10 protein-coding genes are annotated in these 13,212 nt (G+C 34.0%); 7 read left to right on the top strand and 3 right to left on the bottom strand.

The features are described 5' to 3' along the window. The 7 genes from ED556_RS06880 to ED556_RS06910 all read left to right on the top strand — a co-directional run bounded on the left by ED556_RS06880 (position 1) and on the right by ED556_RS06910 (position 10,779). On the top strand, positions 1-1,632 hold the full coding sequence (locus tag ED556_RS06880; RefSeq protein WP_296321166.1) for a trehalose synthase: 1,632 nt from the start codon (positions 1-3) through the stop codon (positions 1,630-1,632). Between the two features lie 4 nt (positions 1,633-1,636). Beyond that, on the top strand, positions 1,637-3,544 hold the full coding sequence (gene glgB, locus ED556_RS06885) for a 1,4-alpha-glucan branching protein GlgB (protein ID WP_296321170.1): 1,908 nt from the start codon (positions 1,637-1,639) through the stop codon (positions 3,542-3,544). A 142-nt stretch (positions 3,545-3,686) separates the two neighbouring features. After that, positions 3,687-6,092, top strand: a complete 2,406-nt coding sequence (locus ED556_RS06890) for a glycoside hydrolase family 31 protein (RefSeq protein ID WP_296321172.1) — start codon at positions 3,687-3,689, stop codon at positions 6,090-6,092. Between the two features lie 78 nt (positions 6,093-6,170). Next, positions 6,171-6,998, top strand: a complete 828-nt coding sequence (locus ED556_RS06895; protein WP_296321174.1) for a M48 family metallopeptidase — start codon at positions 6,171-6,173, stop codon at positions 6,996-6,998. Between the two features lie 137 nt (positions 6,999-7,135). After that, positions 7,136-8,518 (top strand): MFS transporter, encoded by a 1,383-nt coding sequence (locus tag ED556_RS06900; RefSeq protein ID WP_296321178.1) that lies wholly within the window; start codon positions 7,136-7,138, stop codon positions 8,516-8,518. Positions 8,519-8,552: 34 nt separating this feature from the next. Continuing rightward, positions 8,553-9,503 (top strand): DUF6252 family protein, encoded by a 951-nt coding sequence (locus ED556_RS06905; protein ID WP_296321180.1) that lies wholly within the window; start codon positions 8,553-8,555, stop codon positions 9,501-9,503. Between the two features lie 346 nt (positions 9,504-9,849). After that, on the top strand, positions 9,850-10,779 hold the full coding sequence (locus ED556_RS06910) for a hypothetical protein (protein WP_296321183.1): 930 nt from the start codon (positions 9,850-9,852) through the stop codon (positions 10,777-10,779). Positions 10,780-10,829: 50 nt separating this feature from the next. Here the strand turns inward: ED556_RS06910 and ED556_RS06915 are convergent, their stop codons facing one another. From ED556_RS06915 to ED556_RS06925, 3 genes are read right to left on the bottom strand one after another with little or no spacing between them, the layout of a single operon-like run. Beyond that, the gene (locus ED556_RS06915; RefSeq protein WP_296321185.1) at positions 10,830-11,561 is read right to left on the bottom strand and encodes a head GIN domain-containing protein; all 732 of its coding nucleotides are present in this window, start codon (positions 11,559-11,561) and stop codon (positions 10,830-10,832) included. A gap of 35 nt (positions 11,562-11,596) precedes the next feature. Next, the gene (locus ED556_RS06920) at positions 11,597-12,688 is read right to left on the bottom strand and encodes a hypothetical protein (protein ID WP_296321187.1); all 1,092 of its coding nucleotides are present in this window, start codon (positions 12,686-12,688) and stop codon (positions 11,597-11,599) included. After that, complete coding sequence (locus ED556_RS06925) at positions 12,685-13,212, bottom strand: hypothetical protein (protein ID WP_296321191.1); 528 nt, start codon at positions 13,210-13,212, stop codon at positions 12,685-12,687. The genes ED556_RS06920 and ED556_RS06925 overlap by 4 nt, the downstream gene beginning before the upstream one ends.

Raw genomic sequence — 13,212 nt, forward strand, 5'->3', positions numbered from 1 at the left:
ATGTCTAAGAAGAAATCAAATACTGTTAGCTTAAAAACACCTTACAATTTTGATGTTAGGTGGGAAGAAATAATGGAAAATGAAGATTTCGTCAAGATATTTTTATCCGATGTTTTAGAGAAATATATTATAAAACAACGATGGTATGGCGGTAAATCTAGTAAACTCAAATACATTGAACTATCAGAATATTTCAGAATTCAACAAAATGAAGAAGTCTATTACGGGCTAATCTTAGAGGTTAATTTCTACGAAGCATTCTATCAACACTACTTTTTACCAATAGCATTTGTTTCAGACGAAAGTTTTGCAAATGACGATCGCATCTTACCATTAAGTATTCAAAATCAAGAAGGATTTATTATTGATGCAATAAATCTAGAAGCGTTTAGGCGTGTTGTTTTTCAGCGCATACTTACTGCAGTTCCTAAAGATAGAACAAGAGTACAATACAAAAAAAGCTCATTATTTGATGGCGCTGAGTATGAGTCTTCAAAATTTATGGGTTTAGAACAGAGCAACACATCCATTATTTATAATGGCAAATATGTTTTAAAGTTCTTTAGGCGCATCTATGCCGACCGCAATCCAGATTATGAGATGAGTCGTTTCTTGTCCGAAAAGAAAGATTTTAAAAATACACCTGCATATCTTGGTAGCATGCAGATTAAAGACCAAGAGAATACCAATATTACCATTGCTTTAATGAATGAGCTAGTGCCTAATCAAGGTGATGCATGGGACTATATGCTTAAAGAGTTTGATAAGGTTTTCAGTAATCTAGAATTTAAAACTATAGATATAAGAGCTTTACCTATTGCGGCAAGGTTTGAAAGAATGCATATTACTGATATTCCGCCACAAATTATAGATTGGGTAGGTTTAAATGTGTTTTTAAAAATTCAAACACTAGCTAAGAGAACCGCAGAGATGCATATTGCATTAGGTTCAGAGTTTGAAGACACTTCGTTTACACCCACAAGATTTAATGGAGATTATACGGTTTGGCTAAAAAATAGACTGTTATACCAATTTCAAAATAGATTAAATGCAGTTGAAAATAACTTGCATAAATTAGAAGGATTAGCATTAGAATTAGCTAATGAATTTTTAGAAAAGAAAAATGAAATTAGAAAGCGTTTTGTAAATTTTGATTGGACCAAATTAAAAGGCGAAAGACTAAGAGTACATGGTGATTATCATTTAGGACAAATCTTAGTTAGAGATGACGATTTTTACATTTTAGATTTTGAAGGCGAACCAGAGAGTACTATTAGAGATCGAAAAGTAAAGCAACCACCTTTAAAAGATGTTGCTGGTCTTTTTAGATCTTTTCATTATGCTATTTATGCGACCATTTTTAATAACATGAAAAGCTACAAGCATACTCAAGACCAGTTGTTCGAAGCTGGTGAGGTGTTGTATCGTTATCTTAAAAATGTATTCTTAGGAACTTATGTTGTAGAGATTCAAAACGCAAATATTAATATTGGCTATAACCAGGAGCGCATATTTTTATTAAAATACGCCATGTTAGAAAAGGCAGTTTACGAATTAGGATACGAATTAAATTCACGTCCGCTTTGGGCAGTAATTCCTTTAAAAGGCATATCAAATATTATCAACCACTAATTTTATGGCAGAAGTAATTGCACATAGTTTATTTACAGAATTTGATATTAATCTGTTTAAGTCAGGCAAACATTACCGATTGTATGAAAAATTCGGTTCGCATTTAATAACTGTTGATGGTGTTGAAGGTGTCTACTTTGCTGTTTGGGCACCAAGTGCTAAGTCAGTTTCAGTTGTCGGCGATTTTAATTTCTGGTTAGAAGGTGACCATTCGTTAAACGTAAGATGGGACGAAAGTGGCATTTGGGAAGGCTTTATCCCTGGAGTTAAAAAAGGTAATGCATATAAATACAAAATACATAGCCATCATAATGATATTAAAACTGAAAAGGCCGATCCTTATGCAAGGCGATGCGAACATCCTCCAAAAACAGCTTCTATAGTTTGGGATGATGATTATAGTTGGGATGATGCTAAATGGTTGAAAAAAAGAAAAGCAAATAATGCCTTAGACGCCCCATTTTCTGTATATGAAGTTCATTTAGGTTCATGGAAAAAACAAGTTGAAGAGAATCGATTTTTGAGTTATAATGAGCTTGCAGAAGATTTGGTAGACTATGTTAAAGAAATGAATTTTACTCATGTGGAGCTTATGCCTATCATGGAGTATCCATTTGACCCATCTTGGGGTTATCAACTTACGGGGTATTTTGCACCAACATCGCGCTTTGGACTGCCTGAAGAGTTTAAATTCTTAGTAGATAAATTACACCAGAATGATATCGGAATTATCTTGGACTGGGTACCGTCGCATTTTCCGGAAGACGCTCATGGACTTGGTTTTTTTGATGGTTCAGCCTTATACGAGCATCCAGATAGAAGAAAAGGCTATCATCCTGATTGGAAAAGCTTAATTTTTAATTATGGACGTAATGAGGTTAAATCGTTTTTAATAAGCAATGCGATTTTTTGGTTAGACAAATATCATGCAGATGGGCTAAGAGTTGATGCGGTTGCTTCAATGTTATTCTTAGACTATAGCCGTGAAGATGGTGAATGGGAACCAAACATATATGGTGGTAGAGAGAATTTAGAAGCTATAGCTTTTATGAGAGACATGAACGAAGCTGTATATAGTGCGTTTCCAGATGTTCAAACCATCGCAGAAGAATCTACCTCATTTCCTATGGTATCAAAGCCAACTTACATAGGAGGTTTAGGTTTTGGTATGAAGTGGATGATGGGTTGGATGCACGATACATTGCAGTATTTCGCTAAAGAACCTATTTACAGACAGCACCATCAAAACGACTTAACCTTTAGCATGACCTATGCGTTTACAGAGAATTTTATGTTACCGTTAAGCCACGATGAGGTCGTTTATGGAAAGCATTCTATTTTAGGTCGTATGCCAGGAGATGAATGGCAGCGCTTTGCTAATCTTAGGTTATTGTATTCGTACATGTTTACCCATCCAGGTACCAATTTGCTTTTTCAAGGCGCTGAATTTGGACAAAGTGAAGAATGGAATTTTCAACAAAGCTTAGATTGGCATTTGCTTCAATATAAACCACATAAAGGTGTTCAAGCATTAATTAAAGATTTAAATTCATTATACAAAACGCAACCAGCGTTGCATCAAAAGCAATTTTCTGCCGAAGGATTCGAGTGGATAGATTATAATGATTCTGAAAACTCCGTACTTGTTTACATTAGAAAAGGAAATAAAAAAACTGACGACTTAGTAATTGCCTGCAATATGACTCCAATTCCACGCGAGAATTATAAAATTGGGGTTCCATATAAAGGAAGTTTAAAGGAAATCTTCAATAGTGATTTAAAAAAATACTTTGGTTCAGGTCGCTACAAGAATAAAGTTCAAGCTACAAAACCTGAAGCTTGGCAGTTTAGAGACCAGTCCATAGACATAAATATTCCTCCTTTAGGTATGGTAGCTTTTAAATACGCATAAAGTAGTTGAAATAGAAATCATCACCCGTTTAGATTAATTCGAAATCGTTATAGTTAACAAATCTGCATAAATACAAGATGTTAGTCTTTCTAAAGTTCTAATTTTTCCTTTTTTTTACACTGTTTTTGACACAAATGAAGTTATGATTATTAATACTGAACTAGAAAATAAAGGAAATCAATATCCTTCAAAAATAGTTGCTTATAAAAAAGATGTAGACAAATTATATTTTACAACAGATAATGATGTAATTCTACAGTTAACTGTGGTAAGAGATAGTCTTCTTAGATTTAGATACACTACAGTTGGCAATTTTGATAGTGATTTTTCTTATGCAATAACTAAGTATGCTAGTACTGGTTATAATAGATTAGAAATTGAGGAGAAGAAAGATAAATTCATTATTACAACCTCTAAACTTAGCTGCGAAATCTCTAAAGAATCCTTAAGAGTAAGTATATATGATACAAAGGATAACACTTTGATTAATGAAGATGAATTAGGGTTTCACTGGGAAGAAAATTATCAGTATGGTGGTAACATTGTAAAGATGAGCAAGGTATCTAATGATGGCGAAAGCTATTATGGACTAGGAGATAAGCCTAATCATCTAAATTTAAAAGGAAAGCGCTATAACAATTGGGTAACAGATTCTTATGCTTATGGTAAGGATACAGATCCAATATACAAGGCAATTCCTTTTTATACGGGTTTACATCATGGAAAAGCTTACGGAATATTCTTTGACAATTCTTTCAAGGCATCTTTTGATTTTGCTCACGAAAGACGCAATGTAACAAGCTTTTGGGCTCAAGGTGGAGAAATGAATTATTATTTCTTTTACGGACCTAAAATGAGTGACGTTGTTGAGAGTTATACAGATTTAACAGGTAAGCCTCACCAATTACCACCTATGTGGTCCTTAGGGTTTCATCAATGTAAATGGAGTTATTATCCAGAGAAAAAAGTAAAAGAGGTTGCTTCAACATTTAGAAAGCTAAAAATCCCTTGTGATGCCATATATCTAGATATCGATTATATGGATGGGTTTAGATGTTTTACATGGAATAAAGACTATTTTCCTAATCCAAAGAAAATGGTTCAAGATTTAGAGAAGAAAGGCTTTAAAACAGTAGCTATAATTGATCCTGGTATTAAAATTGACAAAGACTATTTTGTGTTTAATGAAGCTTTAGAAAAAGACTATTTCTGTAAACGGGCCGATGGTGCACATATGAAAGGAAAAGTTTGGCCAGGAGAATGCTATTTCCCTGATTTTACAAAACCTGAAGTTCGTGATTGGTGGTCAGGACTTTTTAAAGAGCTTATTGAAGATATTGGAATTAAAGGTGTTTGGAATGATATGAACGAGCCTGCCGTAATGGAGGTGCCAAACAAAACATTCCCTGATGATGTTCGCCATAATTATGATGGAAACCCTTGTAGCCATAGAAAAGCTCATAATGTGTACGGCATGCAAATGGCAAGAGCCACTTACCATGGACTTAAAAAGTTTAGATATCCAAAACGTCCGTTTGTAATTACTAGAGCTGCTTATTCTGGTACGCAACGATATACATCAACATGGACGGGCGATAATGTTGCCACATGGGAACATCTATGGATTGCCAACATTCAAGCGCAAAGAATGTCAATGTCTGGCTTTGGTTTTGTAGGTAGTGATATTGGTGGTTTTGCAGAGCAACCACAAGGTGAGCTATTCACACGTTGGGTACAATTAGGCGTTTTTCATCCGTTCTTTAGAGTACATTCTTCAGGAGATCATGGAGACCAAGAACCTTGGGCTTTTGACGAAGGTGTAACTGATGTAGTAAGAAAATTTATAGAGATTAGATATCAACTATTACCTTATTTGTATACTGCTTTCTGGAATTATATTGACCACGGTACACCATTACTTAAATCTCTTGTTTTATTTGATCAAGAAGATGCGCAAACACATTATAGAACAGACGAATTTGTTTTTGGAGAGCACATACTCGCTTGTCCGGTTTTAGAGCCAAATGCTAGAGGGAGACGGATGTATATACCACATGGCAATTGGTATAATATGTGGACCGATGAGATCGTAAAAGGAGGAAAAGAAATGTGGGTTGATGCAGATATAGATAGTATGCCAATCTTTATAAAAGAAGGTGCAATTATCCCAAAATTCCCTGTGCAGCAATATGTTGGTGAAAAGAAAATTAAGCAGATTACTTTAGATGCTTATTATAAAGACGGTAAAGAAGAAAGTGAACTATTTAGTGATGCAAATGATGGTTACGATTACACAAAAGGTCGCTATAGTCTTAGAAATTTCAACTTTACAGGTAGAAAGAAAGATGTTTTCATCAGTCAGTATAAAGAAGGAAAATATATCACAGAATACAATACCTTTAAGATAAACATCCATGGTTTACCTTTTGAGGTCAAAGAAGTTCAGCTTGATAACGAAACCATTCCTTTAAAAAAGTTAAAGGTTGGCGATATACATTCTATCGTGGTTGATAAAAACTTTTCTGAGTTGCACTTAATAGGAAAGTAGATTGTGACTTTTCTTTTTTTGCTGCGTCTAAATAGTGTATATATTTCGTATCTTGGTAAAACACTAAATTCAATTATTATGAACGCCAAAAAATCAATTGCTTTAGTAGGTTTAATTGTTGCATTTATATCATGTGCAACAAATCCTTTCACAGGAAAGAAAACAATGGCATTTGTTTCTAATGCTCAGTTGTTTCCGCAATCATTTGCTCAATATAATCAAGTATTAGGAGAAAATAAAGTTGTCACCGGCACTAAGGATGCCGAAATGATAACTCGTGTTGGTCAACGTATAGCAGTAGCTGCCGAGCGTTGGTTAAATGCTAATGGACATGCGGGATATTTAAAAGATTATAAATGGGAATACTCTTTGATTAACTCAGAGCAGGTTAATGCATGGTGTATGCCAGGAGGAAAAATAGCATTTTACACAGGTATTTTGCCAATTGCACAAAATGAAACTGGAATAGCCGCAATTATGGGTCATGAAGTGGCACATGCACTCGCTAATCATGGACAGCAACGCATGAGTGCTGCATACTTGCAACAAGGTCTTGCTTTAGCAGGAAATATAGCATTGTCAAAAGATCAGCAAGCACTAGGTATTTTTAATCAATCTTTCGGAATAGTAAGTAATGTTGGTGGGATGTTACCCTTTAGTCGTTCTCACGAAACTCAGGCAGATGAGATTGGATTACGGTTAATGGCGATGGCAGGTTATAATCCAGATGAAGCTTCAGAATTATGGAAGCGCATGAAAGCCAATAGTGGCGGACAAGCACCACCAGAATTTTTAAGTACGCACCCAAGTAATGACACACGTATTGCTAACCTACAAAAATGGTCTCCTGAAGCTAAAGCAGAAGCTGCAAAGTTTGGTGTCACAGAATTTAGACCCATTAATTAATCCTTAGGTAAAAAGATATTGTTATTTTAGAAGCCGTTCTTAAAAAGAACGGCTTTTATATGTATAATATTTATGAAATGAGCATAAATAAATTTAATTCTTTGCTTCATTTTAATGAAATAAAACTTTGTACGTAAATGAAAACATTTGAAAAAGGCAGTAAGAAGCTCATTAATGCATGGGCATTTTACGACTGGGCAAATTCAGTGTATACACTAACAATTGCCTCTTCAATATTTCCGATATTTTATTCTACACTATTTAAAACTAAAGATGAATTAGTCAGTGCTTTTGGTTTTGAGATGAAACAGACCGTTTTAATTTCGATTATAACAGCATTTACATTTTTGGTGGTGGCGATATCTTCACCGATTTTGTCCGGTATCGCAGATTATATAGGAAACAAGAAAAATTTCATGAAGTTTTTCTGTTACATGGGTGGATTAGGCTGCATGGGCCTGTACTTTTTTAGTCGAGATTACATCCATGCTAGTTTGTCGTTTTATTTTATGGGGCTTCTTGGATATTGGGGAAGCTTGGTGTTTTATAACTCTTACTTGCCAGATATAGCATTTGAAGAACAGCAAGATGCCGCCAGTGCAAAAGGATTTTCATTAGGATACATAGGAAGTGTATTACTACTCATATTGAATTTGGCAATGGTAATGATGCCAGAATTATTTGGTTTTGATATTAGTATTTCTGAAGAGGTGCGCAACTCAGGCAATGAAGCTGCAATTGCCGAAGCATTAGAAAGTGCAAAAAATGCTGCGTCAATTAGTGCAATGAAAATTTCATTTATTACAGTTGGATTATGGTGGATTGGATTTAGTCAGTACACATTTTATGTGCTACCTAAAGGTGTATCATCTGGACATAAAGTCACTAAAGAAGTGCTGTTTAATGGATTTAATGAACTTAAAAATGTATGGAAAGAACTAAAAGGTAATTTTAGATTAAAACGTTACTTAAATGCCTTTTTTGTATTTAGCATGGCTGTGCAAACCATAATGTTAATGGCGGTTTATTTTGGTGAAAAAGAAATCGAATGGGCATCAGATAGTGAAAAAACTGTTGGCTTAATTGTAAGTATATTAGTAATACAACTCGTAGCAATTGTAGGTGCGGTTTTAACATCAAGAGCATCATCAAAATTTGGGAACATTAAAACATTGATTGTAGTTAACGCCATTTGGATGCTAGTTTGTATTTATGCATATTTCATGAAAACACCCGTTCAATTTTATATAGCGGCAGGAGTTGTAGGTCTTGTAATGGGTGGCGTGCAATCACTTGGTCGATCAACATATTCTAAATTTTTACCTGATACAGAAGACACAACATCGTATTTTAGTTTTTATGATGTTGCCGAAAAGATAGGTATTGTCATTGGAATGCTCATTTTTGCAATTGTTGATCAAGTAACATCTATGCGTTATGCTACACTATTTATGTTCTTGTTCTTTTTAATAGGAATAATTTTACTTTTTAGAGTGCCTGAAAACAATTCCACTGAATAATTGTTATGTTTGTGGTAATAAATCCAAATCGGTTATGAAAAGAATTCTTGCTTTATGCTGTATGTTTGTATTATGTACGGCTTTTCAATGCGATAATGAACCCTTAGAAGGTGAGTTTGTAGTTGAAGACCCTAACAATCCTGATAACCCAATTGATCCGACAGCAGGAGATTTTAGAGTTGATTTTGATGGTGCCACTTATGTCGCTGATACGAAAAGTGCTACAATTGTTGGTGGATTAATAAATATTAATGGTCTTCGAGGTTCACAAGGAGAAATAATTACTATTACACTTCAAGGTGATACTGAAGGAACATATGAACTTGGAGTTCCTCTAAATTCAGGGGTAGAGGTTAATTCTGCCGCTTATGTCGAGGCCAATAATACTGGACAAGGAGTTTGGGTTGCTCTGGCTGATGATAATACATCACAAGGACAAGTTATTGTTTCAGAAATAGACATGACCAATAATACGATATCTGGAACGTTTAATTTTACTGGAAATAATGCGACAACTACGCCAGTTCAGATTAAAGAATTTACAAATGGTGTGTTTACTGATTTGCAGTTTACAACAGAACTTTCCCCTGGTGGTAATGGAGAAAACGCATTTTTTGCTGTAATTGACGGCGATGATTACCAACCAGATATGATATCTGGAGTTTTAATAGATATAGCTGGAACCTCTCAACTATCTATTGTTGGTACAAAAAACAACTTGGAAAGTATAGGATTAACTTTTCCGGGCGATATTACGCCTGGTGATTATACGTTCTCTTCTTTTGGTTCCATACCAATTGGGCAATATAATATAGGCACATCTTCTAGTTTTCCAAGCGAAACAGGAAGTCCTTTCTCCATTGAGCTTCATGACACTGTTAATAAAAGGATAAAGGGTACATTTGAATTTATTGGTAATGAGTTTCCATCAACTGGCAATTCTGTTACTATTACAGAAGGTAGTTTTGATGTATATTATGACTGAGTAAAATAGCATTTTAAATTTTAAGGGTTTTTTCGGTATTCATAGTTTAACTAGATCTGTTAACCCTAAATACTTGCATAAATATTTACATAGGCTATTTCAAACCCATTAATAGCAACAAATGCGGCTACATAAGATTTAAGTTTTTGATCTTGTATTAAAGATTCCGATAGTGAAAGGTATAGTTGTTTTTGAACTACTAATTTCTTTTATACATTCAACAAAGTGGTTCCTTCCAAGTTTAGTCATTTTCTTTTTATTACTATGTAAAGCCTTTAACACAATAAGACGAAAAAATATAATAATTAATTATTTTTTATGTTTGTGTGTATAAATCAAATTGGTTATGAAAAGAATTTTTGCTTTATGTTGTTTGTTTATATTATGTACTGCATTTCAATGTGATGACGAGCCATTAGAAGGCGAATTTCTTACCGATGATGCTGCAGCATGCTTAGAAGCTACAAATGTTACTTTAGATGCAGCTTTGGCATTTTTTAATACTACTGACGAAAATTATACCGAAATCTGTAATGCCTATAAGGATGCTCTCGAAGCTCGAATCATAGTATGTGGTGATGAAGACGGAAGCTTACAACAACTTATAGACGAACTTGGTGACTGCGTATTAGATAATCAAGATACTTGTCAAGAAGCTGTCGCTGCCAAGAATGAGGCTGAGACAGCATTTAATAACTCTACAGATGTTAATTATACTGCATTATGTAATGCGCTAAAAGATGCTATACAGAACGTTATTGATACTTGCGGTGAAACACAAGAATTGCAAGATCAGATAATTGGATTAGGGAATTGTATTCTTACAGGTGACCCTACTAACGAACTTATCGGTACATGGCTGTTAACGGCTTGGATTGGCGAAGAGCCAATTGACTTAAATAATGATGGCACTGAGAATGTCAATTTCCTAGAAGAAATGGATTGTTATAATGAGGAAACATTAGTATTTAATGATGACGGTACTGGTGCATCTGTAAGTACGTCCTTTGCAGAAATAGAAATATTTCTCGAGATAGGCACTACTAATCAGGTTGATTTTAATGTGACTTGCATTGATGAAGATTCAACTACAGACTTTACTTGGACTCAAACGGATATGACAGTAACTATTACCGATGTTTTTGGAACTAATGATTGGACACTAGACGGTAACACGTTATCAATTCTTATTCCCGAAGGCTTTTCAGTAATTAATGTTGATGACGCTACTGTCAATACCATACAAGATTTAACATTTGTCTACACAAAACAATAAAAAAAACCTTCTCAGACGAGAAGGCTTTTTTAGTGTTTCATATAATTTTTCTAGTTCTCTATACTTCCAGAACCAGAAACTTTAGTATCCTCTTTTGTAGGGTTACCTCTGTATTCAATATCTCCAGAACCTGCAACACGAGCTTTTAATTCTCCAGAGCAATTGACAGATATATCACCAGATCCGGCCACAGATGCATTTACGTTTACAGAATCTAATTTAAAACCATGAATATCACCTGACCCAGCAACACTTACTTTTAAGTTTTTGGACTTTCCTTCTAACGTTAAATCACCTGACCCAGCAACACTAGCGTTAGTAGATTGGGTATTAATATTAAGGATCAAATCACCAGATCCAGCCACGGCTGCACTAAATTCTGAAGCGTTGATTGTACCTTTATTCCATACATCTCCAGATCCTGCAAGAGAAACACTGTTGATATCTTTATATGGAATAGTAATTATTAACGGTTTGTTATTACTAGGTTTTAGGTTCTTTCCTTTTTTAACCTTTACAATTAAGTTACCATTTTTGACTTCGGTGACAATATGTTCTAATAGGTTAGATTCGCCTTTAATGGTTATTTTTCCTTCTTCACCTTCTACTAGCTCAAAGTCCATAAAACCACCACACTTAATACCATCATATTCGCCTGTAGTTCTAGTGATGGTTGTTACATCACCGTTTCCTTTAATTCCTTTTCCACCCCACCATTGGGCATTTGCACTAGTAATTGCAATTAAGAAAATAAAGCTGAATGTTAATTTTAGAGTTTTCATAATAAATAATTTTAACTGAATATTATTTTGATTGATTATTGTTTTTTAAATGTTACGCTACCAAATTCGGAATTTATTTTAACTAAGTTTTTAGAGTTGCTATCTCCATAACTTCCAGAATAATATTTGTTTGACCCATCAATTCTCTTTTTTGAAAAATTGAAATTATCACTATTTCTTAAGGAAGCATGCTCCAAATCGATTTCAAAACTAAAATTGTATGAGGATGCATACCCAATATTTATACCGGCATGTTCACCATCAATTTCTATATTTTGAGCATTTGCGGCTATTTTTTCAATCTTTATAGAGCCAAAATCCGATTTTACAGAGGCATTTTTATAAACATTCCCTATTCTTAGTGTAAGATGGTCAGCATTGCCTGTAATGTTATTTACGTTATCTACCTTAAGTGATTTAAAATCACAGTTATAAGTGATGTTTTCAGCAGCTTCAATATGCCCTGAAGTATGGTCAGCACTAATACTTAAATCTTTGGTTTTTGCAACAGTGTAACTGCTAAAATCGGCATTTATTTTTCCGCTTTTTATATATTCAAAATAGCAGTCTTTTGTATGATCAAAATTTAAGTCATTGCCATCGGCTTTAAGCTCTTTAGTCGAGATGTTGCCATGGTCGCAATTAATTTTAGCAACACCTTCTAGTGTATCAACAGTTACACTTCCAAAGTCATTGTTAATGTCAATAGAGTTTGTGATAGGTATTTTAACTACATAATTGATCTCTAATTTTAAATTCTTTTTCTTACCCCAATTCCACCAATTAGATTTATTTTTTTCAATTCTGGTTATGGCAGATACTAAATTATTTGTTGCAGAAAAATTGACATCAATTTTTTCTAATCGTTCTTCTATTTTCTCTTCATCATTACCACTTACTCTAATTAAAATATCAAATTCTATAGTGTTATTATCCCATGTGATAATATCTACATTACCAAATTTGTTATTTATCTTTAAAGTAGCATCTTTATCTACTTTATAGGTTTTCTGAATTACGCGCTCTCTTGTTGATACATCGTCTTTAAACGTCATATCATTTCCAAAAGTTAAAACTGGTATTAGCAATAAAATGCTCAGTAATTTATATTGTATTTTTAGTCTCATATTGTTTGTTTTTTTAAGTCTTCGATGTTGTTTAAAATATTTTTAAGTATCTCTATTCTGCTCTGAAAATTTGAAATCATTGCATAAATAATCCGCTCATCATTTCCTGTTTCTTCTAAGTCTTTCTTCAAAACAGCATAGTCTTCTTCTAATGCCTTTAATTGACGTTCAGCTTCATAAATTATTTGCTGTGTTAAAGGAGTACGCTCAGCGTCTAACTTCTTTAATTCTTCGCGTATTGTTGCTGTGAAAAAATCCTGGGTCTCAGACATTTCTGGAGAAACACTTGCTAAACCTGTTAATTCATTTTCCGCATTTAAACTTGTAAATACTGTTAGCGCAATGACAACGCTTGCCGCTATCGCTAAAAACGGTCTCCAAAAATTTTGTGGTTTAGATTTACCTTCAGATTGTGATTCTAATTTTTTTAGAAAACGAGCTTCGTGACCAATCGTAGGGGTTTCTAAATCAAACTGATTTTTCAAACCATCAAAAAGATGCTCTATGTCTTTGTTATCTTCCAT

This window comes from Winogradskyella sp., from assembly GCF_003712105.1.
GTDB lineage: Bacteria > Bacteroidota > Bacteroidia > Flavobacteriales > Flavobacteriaceae > Winogradskyella.